We start from the raw sequence: 26,449 nt of genomic DNA, 5'->3' as shown, positions 1-26,449 counted from the left end.
AACCCCGAGCCAGCCGACCCCTGCCGATAGATTTGCCGCCATGGCAGCCGTGCTGGAGTTCAACGACGTCACCGTACGCCGCGGGGGCAACGCCCTTCTCGACTCTGTGAGCTGGGTGGTCGAGGAGGATGAACGCTGGGTCATCCTCGGCCACAACGGCGCAGGCAAGACCACGCTGCTCCAGGCCGCCGCGGCCCAGCTCCACCCGACGTCGGGCGTCGTGAAGATCCTCGGCGAGCAGATCGGCCGGATCGACGTCTTCGAGCTGCGTCCGCGCATCGGCCTCACCTCCGCCGCGCTGGCCGACCGGATCCCGCGCCACGAGCTCGTCCGCGATGTCGTGGTGAGCGCCTCGTACGGCGTGGTGGGGCGCTGGCGTGAGCAATACGACGACCTCGACCACGACCGCGCCCAGGCGCTGCTGATCGAGGTCGGCATCAAGCACCTCGGTGAGCGAATGTTCGGCACCCTGTCCGAGGGCGAGCGCAAGCGCGTCCAGCTGGCCCGGGCGCTGATGGTCGACCCCGAGATGCTGCTCCTGGACGAGCCCGCCGCCGGGCTCGACCTGGGCGGCCGCGAGGACCTCGTCTCCACGCTGTCGACGCTCGCCTACGACCCCGACAGCCCGGCGACCGTGCTCGTCTCCCACCACGTCGAGGAGATCCCGCCCGGCTTCAGCCATGTCCTGATGATGCGCTCCGGCCGGATCACGGCCCAGGGGCTCATCGACGACACGCTGACCTCGGCCAACCTCTCCAAGACCTTCGGCATGCCGCTCGAGCTCGAGGCGAGCGATGGCCGTTACTGGGCCAAACGCCGCGCGCGCCACACCCGCTGAGTCGGCGTACGCGAAGGGCTGGCAGGCCGCCGACTACTGCTCGAGCGGCTCGATCGAGGACAGGAAGTCGTCCCACGAGTCGGCCAGCCGTTCCCGCGAAACCGGGCTGATCGCACCTGTTGCGTCGACGTCGGTCTCGCTGCTCTGATGCCAGACCGAGCCGCGGTCGACCCCTGCTACGGCCAACAGGAACAGACCGCCGCCGGCGTCGCTGCCGACCGGGATGAAACCGGCCGGAAGCACGTCGCTCTCCTTGTCGAGGAGATGCCACAGACTCGACCACCTGGGGACCTCGCCGATCCCAAGGATGATCTCGATGCCGTGGTTGTTGTAGCCCTCCAGTGCGCCACCGTCCTGCGTGCCCAGGTAGGCGCGGTACGGCTCGGGGAGCCGGGCACCCAGCCGCTGCTCGAGCTCCTCCAACCTGCTGGCCGGAGCGGCCGGGAACGTTTCCTCATAGGTCAGTGACGTCACTAGGAGCGTCCTTTCGCGATGGCGACGCCGCCGGCGTGCCGAACAGCGTCATGGATCTCTCTGGGTACGAGGAGCAACGTAGTGCCGTCCTGGTGATGGTGCCAGGTGAGCTCGTTCTCCCGCCGGTGGCGCGCGGTGACCCCGGCCGCGCGATCGGCAGTGGAGAAGTCGGTCGTGTGGTTTCCGTCGAAGTGCGGAGTGATCTTCGTCGTCTTCTCCGCGTAGGGCGAGAAGTCGGGATAGCCGTCGTCGGTGAAGCGGACTCCGTTCGGGTACTTCCTCTTCAGCTCCGCGGTCCAGCGGTCACCGTCATAGACCTTTCCGGCGTGGTGCCAGTTCGAGGGCAGCTTCCCGCTGGGCAGCCGCTGGACGCCTTCGGGGATCACGCGTCCACGGGAGTCCACCGATCGTTGGGGGACGGTGTTCGCGAGATCGTCGTCCTGGTCACGTCGCTGGTTCGCGTTGTCGCGGAGGTTGTCGGCCTCTTTGCGCTTGCGCTCGGCCAGCCTCACCATGACATCACGCAGCGTGCGTACCGCGGTCTCGCGGACGTCTTCGACGACGTCGTTCAGCTTGTCGGACACTTGAGCTCCTCAGGAGGCGAACAGCGGAAGCGCTGAGAGGCGGGCGGCGAAGGTGTAGCCGATCTCGAGCTGGTCTTGGCCACAGTCGTCGATGGCCTCGGCGATCTGGTCCATGAGGTCGAAGCTGAGCTCGATGCCGGCGACCTCGTCACCGCTGGTCACCAGCGGTGCTTCCATGGCCATGGTCGCGAAGTCGGTGATCGTGCCGGTGAGTGGTTCGATCACCATCGATGTGACCTGGCCGATCAGCTCGTCCATCGCGATGTCGGTGGCGATGTCGATTGCCTTCTTCCGCGCGGCGATGATCGCCGCGTTGGCCACCAGGCTGGCGCCAGCGGTGACCACCGCGGTGGCCGCGGCGGCGGCGATCTGCGCCGCTGTGATGGTCAGCTCGGCTATGACCTTGGCCTTCAGCGCAACGACTGCATCCGCCATGATGTCGATGCCGGACGCGACCTCGGGCAGCGCATCCAGCAACTGGTCGAGATTCGAGGTGCGGTTGTCGGCGTACGCCTGGATCAGTGCGTTGACCGACTTCGACTTGGCTCCCTCCTGAAGCTCGATCATCCGAGATTCGAGCCGATCCAGCGTGTCTCGCACATCAGCCTCGAGCTCCCGAACCAGATGTGCGGCGTCGCGGACCGCATCCTCATCGACGTTCGGCCACTCGTAGCCGAGCAGATCGAGGACATAGTCCAGCTCGGCCGGGATCGTCATCCCCATGCATGCACCTTCCCGAAAGATTCGCCCGGATCGAAGCCCAGGAACTCGGCTCCTGGGGGATGCGGAACGCTACCGGTAATCGTCGGAACGACGCGACTGAATTCCAGTGCGCACGCCGGTGCGAAAACATCCCCACGTGACGAACACTGTGCCGCTAGGGTGGCGCCATGGACTGGCAGGACTGGGACTGGGCGATCTGGACGGCACTCGGAGCGCTGCTCGTCGTCGGAGAGCTCTTCAGCCTCGACCTGATCCTGCTGATGCTCGCCACCGGCGCCTTCGCGGGCGCGTTGACCGGCGCGTTCACCGACAGCTTCGTGATCCAGGCGATCGTCGCGCTGGCGGTCTCGGTCTCCATGCTCGCGGTCGTACGCCCGGGGCTGGCCAGGCGGCTCCACAACGGCCCGGAGATCCAGATCGGCGCGCAGAAGCTGATCGGCGTCCAGGCCATCTCGCCCGTCGAGATCAGCGCCCACAAGCCTGGGCAGCTCAAGCTCGACGGCGAGCTCTGGACCGCTCAGCCGTATGACGAGACGCTCGTGATCGCGGCCGGCACGCCGGTCGAGGTGCTCGAGATCAGAGGAGCGACGGCGTACGTCCATCCTCTTCCGGAGCTCGGGACTCCGTAGTTTCCGGGCAACCTGACGCACAACGAATAGACAAGGACTGATTGGCAATGGGTGGCATCATCCTGGCCCTTCTGGTCATCTTGGCGGTGCTGGTGATCACCACGCTGGCCAAGACGATCAAGATCATCCCGCAGGCGCGGGTCGGCATCGTGGAGCGCTTCGGCAAGTTCCAGTCGAAGCGTGACCCCGGCCTGAACGCGGTGATCCCGTTCGTCGACAAGGTGCGCTACATGATCGACATGCGCGAGCAGGTCGTAGCGTTCGCACCGCAGCCGGTGATCACGGAGGACAACCTGACCGTCTCGATCGACACGGTCATCTACTTCCAGGTCAACGACCCGGTGGCGGCGACGTACGAGATCGCCAACTACATCCAGGCCGTCGAGCAGCTCACCATGACCACCCTGCGCAACATCGTCGGTGGCATGACCCTGGAGGAGACGCTGACCAGCCGCGAGCAGATCAACTCCGGTCTCTCGATCGTCCTGGACGAGGCCACCGGCCGCTGGGGCATCAAGGTCAAGCGCGTCGAGATCAAGTCGATCGACCCGCCCATGTCCATCAAGGACGCGATGGAGAAGCAGATGCGCGCCGACCGCGACAAGCGCGCCGCGATCCTCACCGCCGAGGGTCAGCGCCAGTCCGCGATCCTTTCCGCCGAGGGAAACAAGCAGTCCGCCATCCTCAACGCCGAGGGTCAGCGCGAGTCGCAGATCCTCGCGGCGCAGGCCGACCGTGAGGCCGCGATCCTTCGCGCCCAGGGTGAGGGCCAGGCCATCCAGACCGTCTTCCAGGCGATCCACGACGGTCGTCCCGACCAGTCGCTGCTGGCCTACCAGTACCTCCAGATGATGCCGAAGATCGCCGAGGGCGACGCCAACAAGGTGTGGATCGTCCCGAGCGAGATCGGCAAGGCCCTCGAGGGCCTCGGCTCGACGATGAACAGCCTCCAGGGCATCCCGGACGAGGTCGAGGGCCCCGTCAAGCGCGTCGACATGGGTTCGGCCGAGCCGACGGTCGACCTCGAGCAGTCCTCCGCGGCCGCGGCCGTCCAGGAGGCGCTCGCCGAGGCCAAGCAGGCCGAGGCCCCCAACCGGCCGAAGCCTCCTGCCGAGCCGACCGCCTAGGTGGATCCACTTCAGTCCGCCCTCATCCTGATCGCCGGGGTGGGGGCGGGCACCATCAATGCTGCCGTCGGTTCGGGGACGCTGATCACGTTCCCGACGCTGCTGGCCTTCGGCGTACCTCCGGTCGTCGCCAACGTGTCCAACACGATCGGCCTGGTGCCGGGCTCGCTGGCCGGTGCCTGGGGCTACCGTCGCGAGCTCTCCGGGCAGCGCGGACGGATCCTGCGGTTCGGGGTCGCGGCGCTCATCGGTGGCGCGGTCGGCGGGATCCTGCTGCTGGTGCTGCCGCCGGGTGCCTTCGAGGCGATCGTCCCGGTGCTGATCGGGCTCGGTGTGGTCCTGGTGATCACCGGTCCGCGCATCTCCCGCTGGGTCGCCAAACGGCACGGCGACCTGCCCGACGACGGTAGCGAGCGCTGGTGGGTCTGGCCGGCGATCGCGATGCTCGGCGTCTACGGCGGTTACTTCGGTGCCGCTCAGGGCGTGCTGATGATCGCGATCATCGGCATCGGGGTCGCCGAGACGCTGCAGCGTCTCAACGGGCTCAAGAACGTCCTGGTCGCCATCACCAACGGCATCTCCGGGCTCATCTTCGCCCTCGTTGCCGACGTCGACTGGAAGATCGCCGCCCTGATCGCTGTCGGCGCCACGATCGGTGGTCTGCTGGGTGCCAGGATCGGCCGCCGGCTGCCGCCCAACGTGCTCCGTGGTGTGATCGTCGTGGTCGGTATCACCGCGCTGGTCGCCTTCCTGGTGGGCTGAGTCCGCGCTGAGTCTGCTGGGATGGAGCCATGGAGCTCTACGAGGCGATGCGGACCACCCATGCCGTACGCGACTTCACCGACGACCCGCTGCCCGACGAGATCCTCGCCAGGATCCTCGACAACGCCCGGTTCGCGCCCTCCGGCGGCAACCGGCAGGGCGGCCACGTCGTGGTCGTGCGCAGCCAGGAGACCCGCGAGCGTCTGGTCGAGCTGACCGCGACGGGCGCCCGCAGGTACATGGCGCAGCAGAATGCGGGGGAGATGCCGTGGAACACGGTGCACCCGACAGCGGTGACCGACGAGCAGATCGCCGCGACCCGGGTCCCGCACGCGATGACCGAGCCGCTGCGTACGGCCCCGGTGGTTCTCGTCTTCCTGGTCGACCTCGGCGCGGTCGCCTCCATCGACTCCCAGCTGGGCCGGGTGGGTGTCGTCTCCGGCGCCTCGGTCTATCCGCTGGTGTGGAACACGCTCCTCGCGGCGCGCAACGAGGGCTTCGGTGGGGTGATCACCACGATGGTGGCCGCCGAGGAGCCGGCGCTCCTCGAGCTGCTCGGCGCCCCTGAGGGCTACGCCGTCGCCGCGGTCGTCCCACTGGGCAAGCCGGTCAAGCAGCTCACCAGGCTGCGCAGGCAGCCGGTCGAGGAGTTCGTCACCCTGGAGACCTACGCCGGGACCCCGCTGACAGACGACTGATGGCGGGGTCCCGGAGGACCCCGCCATCAGCTGCAGTGTCTCATCAGGCCTTGTCGGCAGGAACCGCGGTGGCGGTGCCGTCGGCCGAGGCCGGCTCGCCGCCGTTGCTGTGGTCGTCCTCGACGACCGCGAGCGCGAAGTCGTCACCATGCTCGGTGACGCCGGTGATGACGGCCTGCTCGACCGCCTCCGCGGCGTACTGACCACGCACGATCAGCGGGTCATGGGCCAGGTCGCGCTGCAGCGAGACCGCCAGCCCGACCATGATCACCACGAACGGAAGTGCCGCCACGATCGTGATCGTCTGCAGACCTGACAACGCATCCGCACCACCGGCGATCAGACCCAGGATGGCCACGACACCGGTCGCGACACCCCAGAAGACCACCGTCGGCCGGCTCGGCTCCTCGGCGCCACGCTCGGAGAGGGTGCCCATCACGATCGAGGCCGCGTCGGCTCCGGAGACGAAGAAGATCGCCACCAGGACCATGACCAGGATGCTCATCACGGTGGCCAGCGGGAACTGGTCGAGCGTGGTGAACAGCTGCGACTCGACCCCGCCGAGACCGGCGATGTCGACGGTGCCGTCACGCTGCAGGTCGATGGCGGTGCCGCCCATGATGCAGAACCAGATCACGCTGACGGCGCTCGGGACGAGGAGCACGCCGGCGACGAACTGCCGGATGGTGCGCCCACGCGAGATCCGCGCGATGAACATGCCGACGAACGGCGTCCAGGAGATCCACCAGGCCCAGTAGAAGACGGTCCAGGAACCGAGCCACGCGGAGGTCTCCTCGCCGCCGACACCGGTGCGGGCCGACATCTGGGCGAGGTCGCCGATGTAGGTGCCGAGCGAGGTCGGGATCAGGTCGAGGATGAAGACCGTCGGGCCGACCACGAAGAGGAACAGCGCCAGGAGCAGGGCCAGCACCATGTTGATGTTGGAGAGCCACTGGATGCCCTTGGCCACACCCGAGACCGCGGAGATCACGAAGCAGACGGTCAGGACCGCGATGATCCCGATGAGGACGTTGTTGCCGACCTCGCCGAGCCCGGCCACGATCTGCAGGCCGCTCTCGATCTGGATCGCGCCCGTGCCGAGCGAGGTGGCGGAGCCGAACAGGGTCGCGAAGATCGCGAAGATGTCGATCGCCTTGCCTGCCGGACCCTCGACTGTCTTCTTGCCGAGCAGCGGCGTGAAGGCCGAGGAGATCAGGCTGACGCGGCCCTTGCGGTAGGCGCCGTAGCCGATCGCCAGACCCACGACCGCGTAGATCGCCCACGGGTGCAGGGTCCAGTGGAACATCGTGGTCGCCATCGCGTGCTGGATGGCCTCGGGGTTGCCCGCCTCGCCGGTGCCCGGCGGCGGGGTGACGAAGTGCGAGATCGGCTCGCTGACGCCGTAGAACATCAGACCGATGCCCATTCCGGCGCTGAACATCATCGCGATCCAGGAAGCCGTCTTGAACTCCGGCTTCTCGTCGTCACGGCCCAAGGGGATGTTGCCGTACTTACTGACGGCGAGCCAGATGATGTAGATGACGAAGCCGCTGGCGGTCAGGACGAAGACCCAGCCGGCCTTGTCCAGCACCCAGGTGAGGGCGTCGCCGGCGACCTTGCCCATGCCGTCGGTGTTGATGAAGCCCCAGGCCATGAACGCGATGGCGATGGCCGCCGCGATGCCGAAGACCACCCAGTCGATTCCCTTGCGTTGGTCCTGTTCGCTCGAGATCGGCAGGTCCAGCGCGGGGTGCGGGACGACTTCGCCCGTGGGAGACTTGATGAGGCCAGAGGGGTTGTGCCCAGAGGGATTCTGGTTGGCGGATTTCGGACTGTCTGTCTTCTTCTCAGAAGTCACACTGTTGTCCTTCCGGTTGGGTTCGGGACCACAGCACCCTAACGCGCACTGTCTTTGCCTTCCGTTCACCGGGGTGGCGCGGCTGCCGATTGAAAACGAGTTCTGGATTGGTTGTGTCGGCTCGGTTCGAGAGTTGTTCCGTGCCTGTGGCCCGTCATGCCCCCGCGACGCCCGAGCCTCACGCCGTGGAAATATTGCGGCTCTACCGTTGGTCTCATGCGATACCGGCAGAGTCTCCACGGGCACGGCTTCGAGTTCGACGGTCTGGCGGAGGTGCTGGCGCGGGCGACGCCGCTGCGCTCCGGCGACGTCCTGGCCGAATGCGCTGCAGGGTCCGATACCGAGCGGGTCGCGGCGCGGATGGTGCTCGCCGACCTGCCGCTGAGCGTCTTCCTCGAGGAGCAGGTGGTTCCGGCGGAGTCCGACGACGTCACCCGGCTGATCCTGGAGACGCACGACAAGGACGCGTTCGCGCAGGTCAGCGGGCTGACCGTCGGGGCTCTCCGGGAGTGGCTGCTCGACGCCGCCGCGCGGCGGGACACCGCCGCGCTGACCGCCGTCGCGCCGGGGCTGACCCCTGAGATGGTGGCGGCGGTCTCCAAGATCATGCGCAACCAGGACCTCATCGCGGTGGCGGCGGCGACCGAGGTGGTGACCGGCTTCCGCACGACGATGGGCCTGCGGGGGCGCCTGGCGACCCGGCTGCAGCCCAACCATCCCACCGACGATCCGGGCGCCATCGCGGCCTCGATCCTGGACGGCCTGCTCCTGGGGTCCGGGGACGCGCTGATCGGCATCAACCCGGCCTCCGACAACCCGCGTACGGTCGCCGACCTGCTCCGGCTCGTCGATGACGTACGCCTCCGCTATGAGATCCCGACGCAGAGCTGCGTCCTGACCCACGTCACCACCACGATCGACCTGATCGAGGCGGGGCTGCCGGTCGACCTGCCGTTCCAGTCGATCGGCGGCACCCAGGGTGCCAACGAGGGCTTCGGGGTGACCCTGGCGATGCTGGCCGAGGCCGACGAGGCGGCCCGGTCGCTGGAGCGCGGCACCGTGGGGAAGGAGGTCATGTACTTCGAGACCGGCCAGGGTTCGGCGCTCTCCACCGGCGCCCATCTCGGCAGTGGCGGCAGGCCGGTCGACCAGCAGACCCTGGAGGCCAGGGCGTACGGGGTGGCGCGGGCGTTCCGGCCGTTCCTGGTCAACACGGTGGTCGGCTTCATCGGACCCGAGTACCTCTACGACGGCAAGCAGATCATCCGCGCCGGGCTCGAGGACCACTTCTGCGGCAAGGTGCTGGGCGTGCCGATGGGCGTCGACGTCTGCTACACCAACCATGCCGAGGCCGACTCCGATGACATGGACACCCTGCTCACCCTGCTCGGCGTCGCCGGGTGCACGTACGTCATGGCCGTCCCCGGCGCCGACGACGTCATGCTCGGCTACCAGTCGACCTCCTTCCACGACGCCCTCTACGCCCGCCAGGTCCTCGGCAAACGCCCTGCTCCCGAGCTCGAGGAGTGGCTGGCCTCGGCCGGTCTGCTCGACCCGGACGGTTCCGTACGCGACATCGACCCGGCCGCCACGGTTCTGAAGGAGCTGGCCCGATGAGCGACTTTTGGGAGCCGCTGCGACGTGCGACGCCGGCGCGGATCGGTCTCGGCCGCGCGGGCAACGCACTGCCCACCGCCGAGGTCCTCTCCTTCGGAGCAGCCCACGCAGCCGCCCGCGACGCGGTCCATCTCCCGCTCGACGTAGACACGCTGGTCGAGGCGCTCGCCGGCCTGGGACTGGGTACGCCGATGGTGGTCGCCTCCGCGGCGCCGGACCGGGCCACCTACCTGACCCGGCCGGACCTCGGCCGGGTGCCCGGCAACGACCTGGAGCTCGGACCGATCGGGGCCGAGATCGCGGTCGTCGTCGCCGACGGCCTCTCCGCCGAAGCGGTGGCGAAGCACGCGGTTCCGCTCCTGGAGCACCTGGTCCCGCTCCTCGACGGCGCCACGACCCTCGCCGCGCCGGTGGTCGCGACCCAGGCCCGGGTGGCGCTGGGCGACCACATCGGCCGGGCGCTGGGCGCGCGGCTGGTCCTGGTGCTGATCGGGGAGCGGCCGGGGCTCTCGTCCAGCGACTCGCTGGGCGTCTACCTCACCTGGGACCCACGGCCGGGCGTGCTCGACTCCGCCCGCAACTGCGTCTCCAACGTCCGCCCACCGCACGGTCTGGACCATGCGACCGCCGCGCGCACCATCGCCAGCCTGGTCGCCGGCGCCCGGGCGCTCGGCGCGACCGGGGTGGCGCTCAAGGATGGATCTTTCACAGCGCCGTTACCTGGCGCGACCACGACCGCCACGGACCGTTTCTAGCCTCAGGCACATCCACCCCCACGAATTCCGGAGGCGTGCCATGCCTGAGGCACCTGAAACCGTCGAGCCGGCCCAGCTCGACGACGAAGCACATCTCGCCCGGCTCGGCTACAAGCAGGAGCTGGCCCGCACCTGGTCGGGGTTCTCGAACTTCGCCATCTCGTTCTCGATCATCTCGATCCTGGCCGGTTGCTTCACCACGTTCGGCCAGGCCTGGAACAACGGCGGACCGGTGGCCATCTCGTGGGGCTGGCCGATCATCTCCGCGTTCATCCTGATCATCGGCTTCACCATGTCCGAGCTGGTCTCGGCGTACCCGACCTCGGGTGGCATCTATTGGTGGGCGGCCAAGCTCGGCGGCCCAGCCGCCGGCTTCTTCACCGGGTGGCTCAACCTGATCGGGCTGCTCGCGGTGACCGCGAGCGTCGCGTACGGCGCCGCCACCTTCCTCGACCTCACCCTCTCGACCCTGAGCGCGAGCTGGGCCGAGGGCTACACCCTGGGCCGGGTCTACCTGATCTTCCTGGCGATCCTGGTGCTGGCGGCGCTCGCCAACATCTACTCCAGCCATCTGCTGGCCATCATCAACAACATCTCGGTGTGGTGGCACGTCGCCGGGGCCGCGATCGTGGTCCTGGTGTTGGTCATCGTCCCGGACGACCACCAGAGCTTCGCCTATGTCTTCACCGAGCGGATCAACAACTCCGGCTACGCCGACGCGAAGTACTGGTTTCTCGTGCTCCCGCTCGGGTTCCTGCTGACGCAGTACACGATCACCGGGTTCGACGCCTCCGCGCACCTGTCCGAGGAGACCCAGGGTGCCGCCGACGGCGCCGCGAAGGGCATCTGGCGCTCGATCTTCTACTCCGCGGTCGGTGGGTACGTCCTGCTGCTGGCCTTCCTCTTCGCGGTTCAGGACCCCGAGGGCGTCAGCGCGGGCGGTGGCGCGGTCGACGTGATCTTCGGTCAGGCGCTGCCCGACTCCTGGCACTTCGTGGTGCTGCTGATCTCCACCGCCGGGCAGCTCTTCTGCGCCACCGCCTGTCTCACCAGCGCGTCCCGGATGACGTACGCCTTCGCGCGCGACGGCGCGGTGCCCGGCTCCTCGCTGTGGGCGAAGGTCAGCCCGACCAGGAAGGTCCCGGTGAACGCGGTGCTCCTGGTGGCGGTCGTCGGCGCGGTCATCACGCTCCCCGCGCTGTGGGGCGTCGGCGGCATCCCGCTGGCCTTCTATGCGATCACCTCGGTCGCGGTGATCGGCCTCTACCTCGCCTTCGCGATCCCGATCTTCCTGCGCTGGCGGGCCGGGGACTCCTTCGAGACCGGGCAGTGGACCCTCGGCCGCCACTACAAGTGGCTCAACCTGGTCGCCGTCGCCGAGATCGCGATCATCTCGGTCTACTTCATCCTGCCGTTCGTGCCGTCCGGATGGATCACCAGCGACGACTTCTCCTGGGCGTCGGTCAACTACGCGCCGATCCTCACGGTCGGCTCCCTGGTCGTCCTCGGCCTGTGGTGGCGGCTGTCCGCGCGGAGGTGGTTCAAGGGCCCGAAGACGACCCTCGACTGACCCGGCTCAGCCGGGGTTCAGTCGGGCTCAGACGCCGTACGCCGCCAGCCACCGCTCGATCTCGGCGTAGGCCTGCTTGCGGACGTCGGGGCGCGACAGGATCACGTCGTGCTTCGCCCCGGGGACCGCGATGTAGGTGACGTGGCTGCCGATGGCGGTCGACCAGCGGCGGATCTGGCGTACGTCGAGGACGATGTCGGTCGAGTGGACGAGCTCGCCCATCGCCCTCGGCCTGCTGGAGCGGTCGGAGGAGAGCACCAGCACGGGCGCCTTCACATCCAGGCCGCGATGGAGCCGGGCGTGGCCGTCGCGGATCGCCTTGAGCCAGCCGAGCCGGATCGGGTTGGAGCCGACCGGCTTGAGACCGAGGTCGAACTCCCACTCGCCGTCGTGGTCGACGTGGAGCGACATGGTGTAGAAGCCGTTCACGTCGCGGCCGATCTCGCGCATCGGCGCCCGGTGTCCGATCCGGCGCACCACCGGGCTGGCGACCCCGCGCAGCAGGAACGAGCCCTGCAGGTCGAGCCACGGGGAGTTGAGCACCATCCCGGCCAGGGCGTCGGGCTGGCGGTCGTCGGCCCACAGCGAGACCGTGAGGCCGCCGGTGGAGTGGGCGCTGAGCATGATGTGCGAGTGGCCGTCGCGCTCGGTGATCCGCTCCCAGGCGGCGTCGATCTCATCGAAGTACTCGACCAGATCACCGACGTACGTCCCCGACTGGTGCTCCCGCAACGAGCGACCGTACTTGCGCAGGTCGAGGCCGTAGAAGTCGTAGCCGCGCGCGGTCCACCACTCGGCGTACTCCTTCTGGAAGAAGTAGTCGGAGAAGCCGTGGACGTAGAGGACGGCGCCCTTGGCGTCGCCGTCGGCCGGCCGCTTGACCAGCGTGGCCACGACCGTGCCCTCGAAGTCGTCCGCGAGCTCGATGGTCTCCACGGTGTAGGGCTCACCGAGTACGTCGATCGTCATGACCGCATCCTCTCACCAGAAGGTCGGCACCAGGCCCCAGCGTCCGTACACGGTGGTCACGATCTCCTTCAGCCGCTCGGAGTCGGGGACCGCGTCGGGGTCGAGCGCGCGGATGCCGAAGGTGCAGGTATCGCCCACCTCGCACCACCACGACGTCACCCCGCCCCGCATCCGGCGCAGCTCGCCGCGGGTCGCGCCGAGTGCGAGGGCGCGGAAGACGATCGAGTCGGCGGCCACGCCGAACGGCGCCACGAAGTCGGGGTCGGGCCGGCCCAGGTTGGAGGCGAGACCCAGCGGCGTGACGACCCCCTTGAGCAGCGGCTTGGCGAGCTTGTCCGGGATCATCTGGGCCAGCGGCGCGATGTGGGCGATCGGGTCGGGGCGGGTGCCCTTGAAGAGCGCTGAGAACTCCCTCTTCGACCGCTCCCGGATGTGAGCCAGGTCGGTGACCCGGCCGACGCCGTCGCGCACCTCTGTCTCGACCGCGATCGAGATGCCCGAGGTGGCGTTGGAGCGCAGGTCACCCTGGCCGCGCATCGAGACGGGCAGCGACATCTTGACCGGCTCGCCGGGGCGTACGATCCCGGCCTCGAGGAGCACCTCGACCGAGATCGCGACCTGCAGCGCGTTGGAGGTGCCACCGGCCCGCTCCGCGGCCGCGTTCCACTCCTCGACGGGGCAGTCGGCAGAGGCGTTGGCGACCTCGTGGACGACGTCGTCGTCGGCCTGCGGGCCGGGCAGCGGCCGCTTCTCGGAGGACTGGGCCTCCAGCTCGGGGACCTTCCCGGCCTTCCGGGCTTCCCGGAGGCCGCGAACGGCGGCGCGTGCCATCGTGCGCGCGTCGCGCCGGTCGTCCTTGCGGGTCACCTCGCGCTCCGCTTCGGAGGCGGGGAGGCGCGGCAGGTGCTGGCGGCGTACGGCCGCGATCACGGCGCCGAGCTTCATCCCGCCGTCGCAGACGATGTGGGAGGCGTTGTAGGCCACGACCGTGCCGCCGTCGGTGGTGTAGGCCATGAAGTACGCCCACAGCGGGCCCTTCACCGGGTCGAACGGTACCCCGTCGGCGGTGCTGTCGAGCCAGCCCACCACCTGGTCGGGCTTGATCCGGTCGGGATGCAGGCGGACCGGCTCGGCGGTCGTCGCCGGCACCCAGCGGGAGCGCGCGCCGATGACCTTCGGGCGTACGACGAGGCGGTTGAGCGGGCCCTTGGCCAGCTCGTCGACCAGGTCCTGGACCGCCTCGACCGGGATCTCGGTGGGGAACCTCCAGGCGGTCTGGGCCACGACCGGGACGCCGATCACGGTCGCGGAGCGGAGGAAGACCTCGTCGTCGTACGTGAGTCGGTTGGTGGGATCGGGAGCGAACGGTGCCGGGCGGGCGCCGAGGCTCGCGGGCGGCAGCGAGGGCAGCATCTCGGGCTGGGGCACGTCACCACACCTCGGCGGTCAGACCCCACGAGCCGAGCTCCTCGACGACCAATCTCTTCAGGAAGTCCAGGTCGGGCACGCGGTCGGGCTCGGCGGCGACGAGGTTGAGCGTCGTACGTGGCCCCGACTGGATCAACCAGGAGATGATCCCGCCGCCGACGTCGTAGGCATCCTGCGCGGTCGCGTTCTGGTAGCCGGCGAGCCCGGCCACGAGGCGTACGTCCGTACCCATCGCGTAGCGGTAGTCGTCGGGGAGCTGCGGCAGGTTGGAGGCCATGCATGCCGCAGCCGGCGGCTGGGGGAGCTTGTCGAGCACGGCGTCGGGCAGCATCTGCATCATCGCCAGCGGCACCGGGACCAGCCCCGGGCCGGCCTGTCCGAGGCGGATGTAGGCCGCCTTGGAGAGCTTCTTGATCGCGGCGAGGTCGCGCTTGTCGAGCACGTCGCGCGGCACCTCGACCATGGCCACGCGCGTCGAGTTGGAGCGTACGTCCCCGGGCTGGAAGTCGCTCATCGGCAGCGAGACCGGGACGTCGCCCCGGTCGACCGGCACGTGGTCGATGCGGACGAGCAGGTCGGCGACCACGTTGATGAACCAGGCGTTGGTCGAGCCGCCGTGCTCGGCGGCGATCTTCGTCATCGTCTCGGTGTCGAACTCGGCGATCATCCGCGGCATCCGCCAGGCCTCGGGCGTCGGGTTCGGGGTGGCCTCCGGGTAGACGCGGGGCGCCTTGGTGGCCAGGGCGGCGGTGCCGTCCCTCTTCGCCTGACGACGGGCCTTGGTCCAGTCGCGCACGGCACGCCACTGGGCGCGACTGTCGGCGGCCTCGGCGCGGAGGCGATCCCAGCCCTTGGCGGGAGCGGGTGGCAGCCGCAGTGGCTCGCCGCGGGAGGCCCGGGACACGGCGTCGAGGACAGAGCCACCGTCGCCGACCGCGTGGGCGAGCAGCATCGAGACGACCGAGGTGCCGTCGTCGAGGTTGATGGCCGTGAGCCGGTAGGTCAGGCCCTGGTGCGGGTCGAGGTGGTCGCTGTGACGCTCCTGGAGCCAGTCGGTGATCTCGCCGACGGGGAGGATCTCCTCGTAGAGCTCGATCGACTCCCGGTCGGCGTTGGTCCACAGGTCGCGAGCCCCCGGGAACTTCGCCCGGTGCAGCCTCCGCGACAGCCCGCCCTCGGCCAGTCCGGCCGCGATGTAGCGCAGCCGGTCGGCGTCGTAGGGGCTGTTGAGCCGCCAGATCCACTGGTTGGCGATCGGACTTCCGAGGCCGCGATGGCGGCGGGCGAAGAGGTCGTCGGCGAACTGCAGGCGGCCGGAGTTGTCGATCGGTGCACGGGTGGCAACGGGCATGGGGGAGTCCTCGAGATTGGCGGGCGGCCGGGCAGAGGCCCGGCGAGATCACACAGCGATAGCGCGCGCGGAGGGAGGAGTCAATCGGAGTTGATACGTCATGTAAACCCCCGGGGGCAATAAAGAAGTGTGGCGATTCCCACGTCCGGGGGCGGTCGAATTCGGGTGCGGACCTGTGTGCACAATAGGCCGCGACGTGGGACGACATCGCTGTCGTCCCAGGCTGGTCGCCTTCTCGGGCTACGGCGTTCTTGAGGTTCGTTCGGGTCCCCGAGATGGCGTTTTGCCGCAATGAGCCCCCACCTCAGAGAGGAACTCCACCTCCGATGGAGTACACCGAGCTGTCCGCGTACGACGTACCCCCGGGTGAGGTGACCGCGTGGATCCCCACCGCGGAGCCGAGCGCCTGGGTCGACGACGACCGCAGACTGTCCCACAACCACGAGCTGCACCTCGACACCGCCGAGGCTGGCTCCTGGATCGGCTCGATCATGCGGTTGCACGGGCAGCTCGACACCGAGGCGCTCGGCCTCGCGCTCCGCGCCTGGATCGGACGTCACGAGGCGCTGCGCGGGACCGTCGAGGAGAGGCCTGCCGGCCGGCGGCGCCGTGCGGTCGCCGCCGCTGACGTATCGATGACGACCACCGTTCTCGGCCGGTTCGACGGCGAGGACGCCCGGGGCTGCGTCTCGGACTTCCTCGCCGATCACATCGACCCGTCGGCCTGGCCCTACGTCGTCTTCGCGACAGTGGCCGACGCCGACGGCTTCACCTTGGTCTTCGGCGCCGACCACGGCGTCATGGACGCCTACTCCCAGCTGCTCTGGTTCGAGGAGATCGCCTCGCTCTACGAGCGGGCACTGGCCGGCGAGCCGTTCGCGGAGCTGTCCGCGGCCACCACCGGAAGCCACGTCGACCATGCCGCCGAGGAGCGGGTCACCGGCGAGGCGATGTCGCTGGAGAGCGAGTCGGTGCGGGTCTGGCGCGACTGGCTGACCGGTCCCGACGGGAGACTTCGGTTCGCCGACTTCCCGGTGACGGGCATCACCGACGTACCCGCATCGGCGTCGCCGCTGACGCAGGCCAGCCTCTCGCAGTGGCTCGGCGACCCCCGTCAGGCCCGGGCCCTGGGCGAGCTGTGCAAGGGTGCCGGCGTCTCCTTCCAGGCCGGGATGATGGGGGCGATGGCGTATGTCCTGCGGGCCCAGCACGGCGTGCAGCGGATGCGTTTCGTGGCGCCGATGCACACCCGCTACACCGCCGAGCACGCCGCCGCGGTCGGCTGGTACGTCGGCCTCGTCCCGATCACCCTCGACATCACCGGCGCGACCACGCTGCCCGAGGTCGCCGGCCGCGTCCAGGCCGCGCTCGCCGCGGCGAAGCCGCTGGTCCCGCAGCCGTTCGCGCGGGTCGCCGACCTGCTCGGCGTCGACGACGCCCCGCACTTCGTCGTCACCTTCGTCGACACCCGCTTCATCTCCGGCGCCGAGCGCTGGAACGAGTGGGACGCCCGTACGCTGCGGGCCCCCGTGCGTGCCGACGACGAGGTCTACCTGTGGCTCGTGCGCGACCGAGGCGGTCTCAACGTCTCGACGCGCTACCCCGAGACCGTCGCCGCCGAACGGGTCGTGCGCGACCTGATCGGCGGGATGAGCGGGCTCCTGGAGGAGATCGCGCAGCCCGAGACCGCCGAGCTGGAGGGTACGGCATGAGGATCGGGGCGCTCGCGGAGCTTTCCCCGGCTCCGGGCCGGGTGGTCGTGCTGCGCCCGAGCCGTGAGTGCCAGTCGGCGGCAGATGCCGCGCCCGTCTCTCCCGGAGCGCCCTCGTTCCTGCAGGCCGACCACCTGAACGCCTATGCCTCCAAGGCCGGTGCGGGCGGGGTGCACCGCGCTTGGACCGGGACGTGCGGCGAGTTCGACGTGGCCTTCGACGAGGCGGCCTACATCGAGGCGCTGACCACGTTCGTCTGTCGTCACGAGGGGCTGCGCACGTGGTTCGACCTCTCCGGCGCCAGGCCGGAGCGACACCTCGTGCCCGTTGAGGCGATCGCCTTCGAGGCCGTCGAGGTCGAGGCGCCGGCCGACTGGTCCGGTGGCTGGCAGGACCTGCTCGTCAGCCTGTGGGACGAGCAGTGCCGCCCCGACTCCTGGACTCCGTTCCTGCTCGGCGCGATCGTGCGCGAGGAGGGTTTCACATACTTCTGGGGCTGCGACCACGCCTTCACCGACGGCGCCTCGCAGCTGATGGTCCCGGCCGAGCTCGGCGCCGCCTATGCCGCGGCCCTGGGAGCCCCGTCGCCGGAGCTGCCGGGGGCCGACAGCTTCGTGACGTACGCAGCCGCCGAGCAGCAGCTCGCCGCCGAGTGCGACGCGGAGACACCGGCGGTGCGCGAGTGGGTCGACATCGTCTCGCGCCACGGCGGGCGGTTGCCGCGGTTCCCGGTCGACCTCGGGCTGGCCCCGGGGGAGACCGCACCGGTCCGGATCCGGACCTGGACCGCGCTCGAGGGCGAGGCGGTGGATTCGCTCGAGGAGCTCTGCCGTGCCGCCTGCGGCCGGTTCACCAGTGGCGTCTTCGCGCTCCTGGCCCACGTCGAGCAGCGCCTGACCGGCAGCTCGGACTACCTCGGGATCACCGTGCTGGGCACCCGGTCGCAGCAGACCGCGACGTCGCACGGCTGGTTCTGCAACTTCGCCCCCGTCTCGATGCCGCTGGGGGAGACCTTCCCCGAGACCGTGCTCGCGGCGGAGAAGGCCTTCGGTACCGCCCGCGAGCTGGCCCGCACCCCGGTCCACGTGCCGCTGGGCGCGATGGTCGCCGGTGGCGTGCTCGCGCCGACCGAGCTGGCCAGCCCGCAGATGGTCTCCTACCTGGACGTACGCAAGTTCCCCGGCGCCGGGACCACCCCCTTCGACACCGGGCTGCACTTCACCGGTGAGGGCCGCACCGCCAACGCGAGCCTGTGGGTCAACCGCTTCGCCGACCGCTTCGAGATGGCCACCCAGAGCCCCGACACCGAGCAGGGCGGACGAGCGGTGGCGACCTTCTTCGAGGCGCTCCACGACGTGCTCGCCGACCTCGGCCTGCCGGTGCGCCCTGTCGATGCCAACCAGATCATCGGGACCGGACATGCTGGTCACGACCGCTGACCTGTGGGAGCCCCGGCCGGGCACGCTGCTCCGCTGGGACCTCTCTGCTCCCGCCCACGGTGCGCCCGCCGAGCTCTCGCTCAACCAGCGCAACCACCTCGCCGGGGCGATGGCCGGGGCGCCGACCGTCTGGCTGGCCGCCGCCTTCGACGTCGACGGGCCCATCGAGCCGGTCGCGCTGTCCCGCACCTGGCGCGCCTTCCTCGCCCGCCACGGCAGCCTGCAGCTCGAGGTCGTCGCCGGGTCCGAGGGGCTCCAGGCCCGCCGGCACCACCCCGGCACTCTCACTTGGTCGGTGACCTCCGTCGGTCACACCAGCACCGTCGAGGAGACCCGCGTCGCGCTGCACGCCGCCCTCGACGAGCGGTGCGGGCCGTTCGCCTACCCGGCCTTCCTGCCGGCCGCGATCTCCCGCCCCGACCGCTCCACGATCGTCCTCGGCATGGACCACCTGCACTGCGACGCCCACTCGGTCGCCGTCGCGGTCGAGGAGCTCGCCCACCTCTACGCCACCTTCACCGAGGGCGGCGACGAGCCGTCCCTGCCGCCGGTGAGGTCGTTCCTCGAAGCCGTCGAGCACGGAGCCGACGGCCCCGCCTGGGTCGGCGCCGACGACCCGCTCCTGCGCGGCTGGGGTGAGTTCCTCGGCAGCCGCGGCCATCGGCTGCCGACCTTCCCGCTGCCGCTCGGCCTCGAGCCGGGGGAGAGGGCCGCCCAGGCCACCGCCGTGGCCCCGCTGGCCGACGCCGACCTGATGGACCGCATCGGCGCCCGCGCCCGCAACAGCGGCGCCTCGACGTACGCCGCTGTCCTGGCTGCCCTCGCCACCGCAGTCTCCGACCTCGGCGGCGGTGACCGGCTGGAGACGATGGCGCCGGTCTCCACCCGCGCTGCAGAACCGCTGACCCGATCGATCGGCTGGTACACCACCACAGTCCCGCTCACCGTCCCGGCCTCGCTCACCGATCTGGGTCTGGCCGAGGCCGGCGACTCGGTCCGTCATGGCGTACGCCTCGGGTCGGTGCCGCTCGACCAGGTCCTCGGCTCTCTCACCGAGCCGCTGGTGCAGACCCGCAACGACGTCTTCGTCGTCTCCTGGGTCGACTACCGGCACGTCCCCGGCGGCTCGGCCCACCTCGACCGCGACGCGCAGCACATCTCCGCCTCGACCTTGGCCGACGACGTACAGATCTGGTTCTCCCGCACCCACGCCGGCCTCGCAATCCGCGTCCGCTACCCCGACACCGTGGTCGCCGCGTCGTCCATCGAGTCCCTCCTCGACCGCCTCCGCCACACCCTCGCCGAGCTCTCACGCCAGCCCGACGACCTCGCCGTCCTCCGCCTCGAGTCCTGAACCAGGTTCATGAGCATGCCCGTGTTCCAGCATGACGGTGCGAACCTGGCGCACCACCACGCGCCTGCTCCAGCTGCTCGAGGAGTAGCCGAGACTGTCGGTGCTCTGGCCTAGGGTCAGCCGCACGGGCCCGAGCAAGGCGAAACCCCGGCGATGTGGCTGTTGCCAGGGATCGTTCCGGGGTCTTCGTCATCAGACGCTACGCGAGATCACCCGGTTGTAAAAGAGAAACCGCGAGCTCACCGACGTCGGAACAGACGACGTCGCCGGATCGCCCGCACCCTCCGGTCGGTGACCATCAAGGTCGTCCCCGCCCGTGCTTCGCTGGATCGGAGTATCCGCCGTCTGTACATGCCGATGACACTTCGTGAATCCGTGCACGAAGTGTCATCGGCATGTACAGGCGCGGCGATACCCTCTCCCAGCCTCACCAGTTGGTCGCCTAGTCACTGAGCTTCAGCGGGAGTAGAGCCGCCGGATGACGTCCTCGATGTCGGGCTCGTGGATGGAGAGGTCGGCGACGTCGTACGCGGCGGCGACCTGCGCGACCAATGGGGCGGCGGAGGCGCCGGCGGGGAAGGAGAGCCACTGGCGGGGGCCCTCGACCTTCACGACCCGAGCGCCCTCGATGGCGATGGGGGAGGCCTCGTCGACGAGGTCGACGACGAGGGTGCGGGAGGCGTCGCCGTTGGCTCGCAGGGAGGGCAGGGGGCCGTCGAAGACGGCGGTGCCGTGGTCGATGACGATGACCCGGTCGCACAGCGCCTCGATGTCCTGCAGGTCGTGCGTGGTGAGCATCAGGGTCGTCCCACGCTCGTGGTTGAGGGCGCGCAGGAACTCCCGCAGCCGGCCCTTGGAGATGACGTCAAGACCGATCGTCGGCTCGTCGAGATAGAGGATCTCGGGGTCGTGGAGCAGCGCCGCGGCGATGTCGCCGCGCATCCGCTGTCCCAGGCTCAGCTGCCGCACCGGGGTGTCCATCAGCTCACCGAGGTCGAGCAGCGCGACATGGTCCTCGAGGTTGCGGCGGAAGGTCTGGTCGGGGATCCGGTAGATCCGCCGCAGCAGTTCGAAGGAGTCGCGCAGCGGCAGGTCCCACCACAGCGACGTACGCTGCCCGAAGACCACCCCGATCCGCCGGGCCAGCTCCCGGCGCTGGCGGGAGGGCTCGAGGCCTGCCACCCGCGCCGACCCGCCGGAGGGCACCAGGATCCCGGTGAGCATCTTGATCGTGGTCGACTTCCCGGCGCCGTTGGGTCCGATGTAGCCGACCATCTCGCCGGCGTCGATCTCGAAGGAGAGATCGTGGACGGCGTGCTTCACCACCGACGTACGTCTCAGCCGGCCCGCTCTCTTGCGGATCGTGAAGTCTCGGGACAGGTCCCGCACCTCGATCAGTGCCACATCAGCTCCCGGTGGATCGATAACGACGAAGCCCCTGGCGCCACACGAGCGCGGTCAGGCCGACCAGCACCAGCGCGGCCAGGGGCGAGGCGAACCGGAACCAGTCCGGGGCGCCGTACGGATCGGTGCGGCCGAGCAGGAACAGGCACGGATACCAGTTCACGAACGCCAGCGGCAGCAGGTAGGTCAGCGACCGGACGACCTCGCGCGGGAAGATCGTCATCGGATACTGCATGATCGTGTTGCCACCATAGGTGAAGGCGTTGGCGAACTCGGAGGCGTCCGTGGTCCAGAACTGGATCGTCGAGAAGATCACGAACACGCAGAAGTAGATGACCACACCCGAGACGAGCGCCACCACGAGCACCAGCAGGCGCTGTGGGTTCCAGTCCACGATCGGTGCCGCCCACGCGAAGACCGCGATGCCCTGGGCGATCTGACCGAGCCGGCGCAGCTCGAACCGGTCGGCGCACAGCTGCACCAGCACCGGGACCGGCTTGGTCATCATCGCGTCGAGATCGCCGCTCCGCACCTTCTGACCGATCTTCTCCACGCTCCCGACCAGCATGTCGGCGATCCGGAACGCGATCGAGGTGACCCCGTAGAGCAGGGCGATCTCGCGCAGCGTGAAGCCGCCGTAGGTGTCGACGTGGCTGAACATCAGCCAGATCGCCACGAAGTCGAGGAAGGTGATCAGGATGCCGCCGACCGTCATCGTCCAGAACGAGAGCGGATAGGCCATCGCCGCCCGGATCCACAGCAGCGCGATGAGCCAGTAGGCGCGCACCGCGTGAGCAACGTGCTCAACCACCCTGGACCACCACCTTGCGGGTCGCGGCACGCAGCACGAGCGCGCAGATGCCCAGGAGGACGACCGCCCACAGGACCTGCAGCCCGATCGCGGCGAGCATGTCGAGCCCGGTGTGACGGCCCAGCCAGATGTCGGCCGGGGTCTGGATGTAGGAGGCGAACGGCAGTGCCAGCGCGACCTGGCGCAGGCCGTCGGGGAAGAGGTTGAGCGGCAGCGTCAGCCCGCTGAAGAAGGTGGCCAGCACGCTCAGCAGCACCCGTGGACCGGTCGCGTCCAGGAGCCAGAACGCGCTGGCGGCGAAGAGGAAGCGGACGGCGAAGCTGACCACCACCGCGAGCGTGACGCTGACGAGGAACCCGGCCGCGCCGGCGGGGGAGGGCGTGACCAGCCCGAAGAGCAGCGCGCCCACGATCGTCGGCGCCACGCCCCGGGTCGCGAAGTGGTAGAGCCCGCGGCCGAGGTCGGCGGCGAGATACCAGCCGAGGACGCTGACGGGACGGTAGAGGTCGACGGCGATGTCGCCGTTGCGGATCCGCTCGGCGAGGTCGTCGGTCGAGCCGCCGCTCCACAGCGCGATCGTCATCAGCAGCGCCTGCCCGATCCAGACGAAGGTGACCGCCTGGTCGGCCTCGTAGCCGCCGGCCGACGGGTTCTGCTCCCACAGCGCCAGGTAGGCGAAGCTGAGGATGATGCCGAAGACCGAGTTGGTGAAGATCCCGGCGAGCGTCGCCGCGGTGTAGGTGGAGTAGCGACGAAAGGAGCTGGTCGCGATCGCGGCGTACAGACTCATCTGTGAATGCAGCGCCCCGGACACCTGACGTACGTTGGCACAACGGGGCCTGCGTACGCCAAGGGGTTTCCTGGAATAACGTTGATCCAGCAACTGTTTGCCGAGTAGTTCGGATTTCAACTATCGTGGAAGAGTCCACGAAAGGGGCAGGGAACCATGGGTATGCAGTTCGGCATCTTCACCGTCGGTGACGTCACGATGGACCCGACGACCGGCAGGACCCCGACGGAGCACGAGCGCATCAAGGCGACCGTCGAGATCGCCAAGCACGCCGAGGAGGTGGGCCTGGACGTCTTCGCGACCGGTGAGCACCACAACCCGCCGTTCATCGCATCCAACCCGACCGCCACGCTGGCCTACATCGGTGCCAAGACCGAGAACATCATCCTGAGCACCGCGACCACGCTGATCACCACCACCGACCCGGTGCTGATCGCGGAGGACTACGCCAAGATCCAGCACCTCACCGACGGCCGCGTCGACCTGATGATGGGCCGCGGCAACACCGGCCCGGTCTACCCCTGGTTCGGCAAGGACATCCGCCAGGGCATCAACCTGGCGGTCGAGAACTACGCCCTGCTGCGCCGGCTGTGGAGCGAGGACGTCGTCGACTGGTCCGGCCGGTTCCGTACGCCGCTACAGGGCTACACCTCGACCCCGCGGCCGCTGGACGGCGTCGCGCCGTTCGTCTGGCACGGTTCGATCCGCTCGCCCGAGATCGCCGAGCAGGCTGCGTACTATGGCGACGGCTTCTTCCACAACCACATCTTCTGGCCGGCCTCGCACACCAAGCAGATGGTGCAGCTCTACCGGCAGCGCTTCGAGCACTACGGCCACGGCACCGCCGACCAGGCGATCGTCGGGCTGGGCGGGCAGTTCTTCATGCGGCACAACTCCCAGGACGCGATCAACGAGTTCCGGCCCTACTTCGACAACGCCCCGGTCTACGGCCACGGCCCCTCGCTGGAGGACTTCAGCGAGGCCACCCCGCTGACCGTCGGCTCGCCGCAGCAGGTCATCGAGCGGACGCTCTCGTTCCACGAGTACGTCGGTGACTACCAGCGTCAGCTCTTCCTGCTCGACCACGCCGGTCTGCCGCTGAAGACGGTGCTGGAGCAGCTCGACCTCTACGGCGAGATCCTGCCGACCCTGCGCGCTGAGTTCGCGAAGCTGCGCAAGCCCGGCGTCCCGGACGCCCCGACCCACGCCTCCCTGGTGGAGAAGGCCGGCGGCGCGAAGGACTCGACCGTCTACGCCGAGGGCGACGCCGCCACCGGCTCGTCCGACCGCGACCTGAGCGACCCGGAGGTCGCCAAGGTGCTCGAGGGGGAGCTGTGACCCGGATCGTCGTCGTCTCCGCGGGGCTGTCGGTCCCGTCCTCGACCAAGCTGCTCGCCGACATGCTCGGCGACGCCACGACCCGGGCCGTGCAGGCTCGGGGCGCGGAGGTCGAGGTCGAGCACGTCGAGCTGCGCGGCCTGGCCCACGAGCTGACCGACAACCTGCTCACCGGGTTCGCCAAGCCGGCGCTCCAGTCGGCGATCGACCAGGTGCGCCGGGCCGACGCCGTCATCGCGGTGACGCCGGTCTTCTCCGCGTCCTACTCGGGTCTGTTCAAGACGTTCTTCGACGTACTCGAGCAGGGCGTCCTGGACGCGAAGCCGGTCCTGATCGCCGCCACCGCCGGCACCGCCCGGCACTCGCTGGTGCTCGAGCACGCGCTGCGGCCGCTCTTCACCTACCTGCACGCCGTGGTCGTCCCGACCGGGGTCTTCGCCGCCACCGAGGACTTCGCCGGTGGCCCGGAGCTTCCCAAGCGGGTCGACCGTGCCGCCGCCGAGCTGGCTGCCCTGCTGGCCGTCGGTGGCGGCACGCCCTCCCCGGCGCCGCACCGGACGCTGGTGGAGGACGAGTTCGCCAACCCGACGTCCTTCGAGACGCTGCTCAAGCGGGCCTCGGAGGGGCCGCCGGAGTTCTGACCGGGCGGGGTTTCCTTCGGCTGCCGAAGTGAACACGGGCGCGAGATACCGGGGGTTTGCGAGGATGTGCGACAGAATGCGTCTCGACCGCTACCCCCAGGACCGAGCGGAGCCGTTGTGCCCAGCTATGAGCCGAGCGTCGTCGTTGCCGACGAGTCGCCTCTTCTTCGTGCTGGACTCACGGCCCTGCTCGCGCGTGGTGGCTACCAGGTGGTCGCCGACGCCGGTGACGCCGAGGCGCTCGTCCAGGCCGCGACCGACACGCTGCCCACGTTGGTCGTGACCGACGCCCGGCTGGGCCCGGACGACGAGGGCATCAGCGCCACCCTCCGGCTGCACGAGAAGGTGCCGGAGATGGGCATCGTCGTGCTCGCCGACTCGGTCGACACGACCTACGCGGCCGCCGTCTTCGCCAGCACCGGCACCGGCGGTCTCGGCTACCTGCGCAAGTCCCGCGTACGCACCATCCCGCACTTCCTCGACGTCGTCGGCAGGGTGGCGTCGGGTGAGGTCGTCGTCGACCCGGAGGTCATCTCTCGGATGGTCGAGGTGTCGCCCGACGCCGATCCCGATGCGATCGCGAGACTGACGATGCGCCAGAGCGAGGTGCTGGGCCTGATCCACGCCGGGTTCCCCGACCGCGCCATCATCAGCAGGTTCTTCAGCGGCAGGCGGCAGTTCGAGCGGTGTCTGAGCGAGATGTTCCTCGCGTTCGGCCTCTCCGCCGACGTCGAGCACCGTCGTACGCCGACGCTGCTGACCCACCTGGCATCTGGATGACGTGGGAGTCCTGAGGTCACCCGGTGACCTCAGGACTCCCGCGTCGGAACTCAGTGCTGGTAGGTGCCCACCACGACGGCGCGGGCCAGTGCCTTGAAGGCCAGGTTGAAGGAGACGACGGCCGGGGTCACCCCGTCGTCCACACCCAGCGTCTCCTCGCCGACGGCATGGACCACGAAGTAGTAGCGGTGGACCTGGTCACCGGCCGGGGGAGCGGCGCCGCCGAAGTCCTTGGTGCCGAAGTCGGTCGCGACGTGGAACGCCTTGCCCGGGAGCTCGGCGGTTCCGGCCCCGGCACCTGCCGGCAGCTCGGTCACGTCGGCGGGGACGTCGACCAGGGCCCAGTGCCAGAAGCCGCTGGGGGTAGGCGCGTCGGGGTCGAAACAGGTGATGACGTACGACTTCGTCCCCTCCGGTGCGCCGCTCCAGCTGAGCTGCGGGGAGGTGTTGCCACCGTCGTAGACCTGGTCCTGCTTCAGCGGCTGGCCGTCGGTCACGTCCTGGCTGGTCAGCGTGAAGGAGGGGAGGGCGGGCATGAGCGAGTAGGGATCCGGCTTGACCGGACGATCGAGTGCCATGCCCACCAACCTAGTGGCGCGTCTCGGAAGTTCCTAGGCGCTTCGCGCCGCCATGGCACGCACCTCGCCGCGTTGGCACCGCTCGAAAGACGCCCGGTATGACTTCGCGACGCCGCCTTGCGATGCACGCACCCTGACGACGCCAAGCATCCAGGAACTTCCAAGACGCGCCACCAGTCCGCGAATCGACCCGTTGTCAGGCCGCGCCCCGGTGTTGGG

Annotated in this window: 25 protein-coding genes; 14 read left to right on the top strand and 11 right to left on the bottom strand. The window is 69.4% G+C overall.

The window, feature by feature from the left end; genetic code table 11:
* The first annotated feature begins 40 nt into the window (after nucleotides 1-40).
* Nucleotides 41-838 (top strand): ABC transporter ATP-binding protein, encoded by a 798-nt coding sequence (locus tag OG801_RS02795; RefSeq protein ID WP_406033495.1) that lies wholly within the window; start codon nucleotides 41-43, stop codon nucleotides 836-838.
* Between the two features lie 33 nt (nucleotides 839-871).
* Here OG801_RS02795 and OG801_RS02790 read toward each other — a convergent pair whose 3' ends face one another.
* The 3 genes from OG801_RS02790 to OG801_RS02780 are packed head-to-tail and all read right to left on the bottom strand — an operon-like array spanning nucleotide 872 to nucleotide 2,619.
* Nucleotides 872-1,312 (bottom strand): SMI1/KNR4 family protein, encoded by a 441-nt coding sequence (locus OG801_RS02790; RefSeq protein WP_355021362.1) that lies wholly within the window; start codon nucleotides 1,310-1,312, stop codon nucleotides 872-874.
* Nucleotides 1,312-1,896 carry an HNH endonuclease gene (locus OG801_RS02785; protein WP_355021363.1) on the bottom strand — a complete coding sequence of 195 codons (585 nt, stop codon included), beginning with the start codon at nucleotides 1,894-1,896 and terminating at the stop codon, nucleotides 1,312-1,314. The genes OG801_RS02790 and OG801_RS02785 overlap by 1 nt, the downstream gene beginning before the upstream one ends.
* Nucleotides 1,897-1,905: 9 nt before the next feature.
* The gene (locus OG801_RS02780; RefSeq protein ID WP_355021364.1) at nucleotides 1,906-2,619 is read right to left on the bottom strand and encodes a hypothetical protein; all 714 of its coding nucleotides are present in this window, start codon (nucleotides 2,617-2,619) and stop codon (nucleotides 1,906-1,908) included.
* Between the two features lie 167 nt (nucleotides 2,620-2,786).
* On the opposite strand from OG801_RS02780, the gene OG801_RS02775 reads away from it, so the two are divergent.
* Genes OG801_RS02775 through OG801_RS02760 form a run of 4 tightly spaced genes read left to right on the top strand, consistent with a single transcriptional unit; the run spans nucleotide 2,787 to nucleotide 5,835 of the window.
* Complete coding sequence (locus tag OG801_RS02775) at nucleotides 2,787-3,248, top strand: NfeD family protein (protein ID WP_350658947.1); 462 nt, start codon at nucleotides 2,787-2,789, stop codon at nucleotides 3,246-3,248.
* Nucleotides 3,249-3,295: 47 nt separating this feature from the next.
* Complete coding sequence (locus tag OG801_RS02770) at nucleotides 3,296-4,375, top strand: SPFH domain-containing protein (RefSeq protein ID WP_355021366.1); 1,080 nt, start codon at nucleotides 3,296-3,298, stop codon at nucleotides 4,373-4,375.
* The gene (locus OG801_RS02765) at nucleotides 4,376-5,137 is read left to right on the top strand and encodes a sulfite exporter TauE/SafE family protein (protein ID WP_406033492.1); all 762 of its coding nucleotides are present in this window, start codon (nucleotides 4,376-4,378) and stop codon (nucleotides 5,135-5,137) included.
* A gap of 29 nt (nucleotides 5,138-5,166) precedes the next feature.
* The gene (locus OG801_RS02760; protein WP_406033490.1) at nucleotides 5,167-5,835 is read left to right on the top strand and encodes a nitroreductase family protein; all 669 of its coding nucleotides are present in this window, start codon (nucleotides 5,167-5,169) and stop codon (nucleotides 5,833-5,835) included.
* Between the two features lie 43 nt (nucleotides 5,836-5,878).
* Here the strand turns inward: OG801_RS02760 and OG801_RS02755 are convergent, their stop codons facing one another.
* On the bottom strand, nucleotides 5,879-7,693 hold the full coding sequence (locus OG801_RS02755; RefSeq protein WP_355021369.1) for a BCCT family transporter: 1,815 nt from the start codon (nucleotides 7,691-7,693) through the stop codon (nucleotides 5,879-5,881).
* A 216-nt stretch (nucleotides 7,694-7,909) separates the two neighbouring features.
* Here OG801_RS02755 and OG801_RS02750 point away from each other — a divergent pair, with 216 nt between their 5' ends.
* From OG801_RS02750 to OG801_RS02740, 3 genes are read left to right on the top strand one after another with little or no spacing between them, the layout of a single operon-like run.
* The gene (locus OG801_RS02750; RefSeq protein ID WP_406033487.1) at nucleotides 7,910-9,310 is read left to right on the top strand and encodes an ethanolamine ammonia-lyase subunit EutB; all 1,401 of its coding nucleotides are present in this window, start codon (nucleotides 7,910-7,912) and stop codon (nucleotides 9,308-9,310) included.
* The gene (gene eutC, locus OG801_RS02745) at nucleotides 9,307-10,065 is read left to right on the top strand and encodes an ethanolamine ammonia-lyase subunit EutC (protein WP_406033486.1); all 759 of its coding nucleotides are present in this window, start codon (nucleotides 9,307-9,309) and stop codon (nucleotides 10,063-10,065) included. Before OG801_RS02750 ends, eutC begins: the two co-directional genes overlap by 4 nt.
* A 40-nt stretch (nucleotides 10,066-10,105) precedes the next feature.
* Nucleotides 10,106-11,635 (top strand): amino acid permease, encoded by a 1,530-nt coding sequence (locus OG801_RS02740; protein WP_355021372.1) that lies wholly within the window; start codon nucleotides 10,106-10,108, stop codon nucleotides 11,633-11,635.
* A gap of 27 nt (nucleotides 11,636-11,662) precedes the next feature.
* Here OG801_RS02740 and OG801_RS02735 read toward each other — a convergent pair whose 3' ends face one another.
* From OG801_RS02735 to OG801_RS02725, 3 genes are read right to left on the bottom strand one after another with little or no spacing between them, the layout of a single operon-like run.
* Nucleotides 11,663-12,604: an alpha/beta hydrolase gene (locus OG801_RS02735; protein ID WP_355021373.1), complete on the bottom strand. Its 942-nt coding sequence runs from the start codon at nucleotides 12,602-12,604 to the stop codon at nucleotides 11,663-11,665.
* 12 nt (nucleotides 12,605-12,616) lie between these two features.
* Nucleotides 12,617-14,032: a hypothetical protein gene (locus tag OG801_RS02730; protein ID WP_406033483.1), complete on the bottom strand. Its 1,416-nt coding sequence runs from the start codon at nucleotides 14,030-14,032 to the stop codon at nucleotides 12,617-12,619.
* A 1-nt stretch (nucleotide 14,033) separates the two neighbouring features.
* Nucleotides 14,034-15,383, bottom strand: coding sequence for a hypothetical protein (locus OG801_RS02725; protein WP_406033481.1), 1,350 nt, complete (start codon nucleotides 15,381-15,383; stop codon nucleotides 14,034-14,036).
* A gap of 326 nt (nucleotides 15,384-15,709) precedes the next feature.
* Here OG801_RS02725 and OG801_RS02720 point away from each other — a divergent pair, with 326 nt between their 5' ends.
* From OG801_RS02720 to OG801_RS02710, 3 genes are read left to right on the top strand one after another with little or no spacing between them, the layout of a single operon-like run.
* Complete coding sequence (locus OG801_RS02720) at nucleotides 15,710-17,095, top strand: condensation domain-containing protein (protein WP_406033479.1); 1,386 nt, start codon at nucleotides 15,710-15,712, stop codon at nucleotides 17,093-17,095.
* Nucleotides 17,092-18,534 carry a condensation domain-containing protein gene (locus OG801_RS02715; protein WP_406033478.1) on the top strand — a complete coding sequence of 481 codons (1,443 nt, stop codon included), beginning with the start codon at nucleotides 17,092-17,094 and terminating at the stop codon, nucleotides 18,532-18,534. Before OG801_RS02720 ends, OG801_RS02715 begins: the two co-directional genes overlap by 4 nt.
* On the top strand, nucleotides 18,515-19,888 hold the full coding sequence (locus OG801_RS02710; protein ID WP_406033476.1) for a condensation domain-containing protein: 1,374 nt from the start codon (nucleotides 18,515-18,517) through the stop codon (nucleotides 19,886-19,888). Before OG801_RS02715 ends, OG801_RS02710 begins: the two co-directional genes overlap by 20 nt.
* 456 nt (nucleotides 19,889-20,344) lie before the next feature.
* On the opposite strand, the gene OG801_RS02705 is transcribed toward OG801_RS02710, so the two are convergent.
* From OG801_RS02705 to OG801_RS02695, 3 genes are read right to left on the bottom strand one after another with little or no spacing between them, the layout of a single operon-like run.
* A complete protein-coding gene (locus OG801_RS02705; RefSeq protein ID WP_406033474.1) occupies nucleotides 20,345-21,292 on the bottom strand; it encodes an ATP-binding cassette domain-containing protein in 948 nt (315 codons plus the stop codon).
* A 1-nt stretch (nucleotide 21,293) separates the two neighbouring features.
* On the bottom strand, nucleotides 21,294-22,103 hold the full coding sequence (locus OG801_RS02700) for an ABC transporter permease (RefSeq protein WP_355021384.1): 810 nt from the start codon (nucleotides 22,101-22,103) through the stop codon (nucleotides 21,294-21,296).
* Nucleotides 22,096-22,893 carry an ABC transporter permease gene (locus tag OG801_RS02695; RefSeq protein WP_406033472.1) on the bottom strand — a complete coding sequence of 266 codons (798 nt, stop codon included), beginning with the start codon at nucleotides 22,891-22,893 and terminating at the stop codon, nucleotides 22,096-22,098. Before OG801_RS02695 ends, OG801_RS02700 begins: the two co-directional genes overlap by 8 nt.
* Before the next feature lie 162 nt (nucleotides 22,894-23,055).
* Between OG801_RS02695 and OG801_RS02690 the strand changes: the two genes are divergently transcribed.
* From OG801_RS02690 to OG801_RS02680, 3 genes are all read left to right on the top strand, one after another.
* On the top strand, nucleotides 23,056-24,231 hold the full coding sequence (locus tag OG801_RS02690) for an LLM class flavin-dependent oxidoreductase (RefSeq protein WP_355021392.1): 1,176 nt from the start codon (nucleotides 23,056-23,058) through the stop codon (nucleotides 24,229-24,231).
* A complete protein-coding gene (locus tag OG801_RS02685; RefSeq protein ID WP_355021386.1) occupies nucleotides 24,228-24,872 on the top strand; it encodes an FMN reductase in 645 nt (214 codons plus the stop codon). Before OG801_RS02690 ends, OG801_RS02685 begins: the two co-directional genes overlap by 4 nt.
* A 117-nt stretch (nucleotides 24,873-24,989) precedes the next feature.
* Nucleotides 24,990-25,652 (top strand): response regulator transcription factor, encoded by a 663-nt coding sequence (locus tag OG801_RS02680; protein ID WP_355021387.1) that lies wholly within the window; start codon nucleotides 24,990-24,992, stop codon nucleotides 25,650-25,652.
* Between the two features lie 50 nt (nucleotides 25,653-25,702).
* Here OG801_RS02680 and OG801_RS02675 read toward each other — a convergent pair whose 3' ends face one another.
* Nucleotides 25,703-26,230 (bottom strand): YbhB/YbcL family Raf kinase inhibitor-like protein, encoded by a 528-nt coding sequence (locus OG801_RS02675; protein ID WP_406033470.1) that lies wholly within the window; start codon nucleotides 26,228-26,230, stop codon nucleotides 25,703-25,705.
* Nucleotides 26,231-26,449: the final 219 nt, after the last annotated feature.

It is taken from the genome of Nocardioides sp. NBC_00163 (assembly GCF_045206295.1).
Taxonomy (GTDB): Bacteria; Actinomycetota; Actinomycetes; order Propionibacteriales; family Nocardioidaceae; genus Nocardioides.
This window is presented reverse-complemented; position numbering and strand designations above follow the sequence as displayed.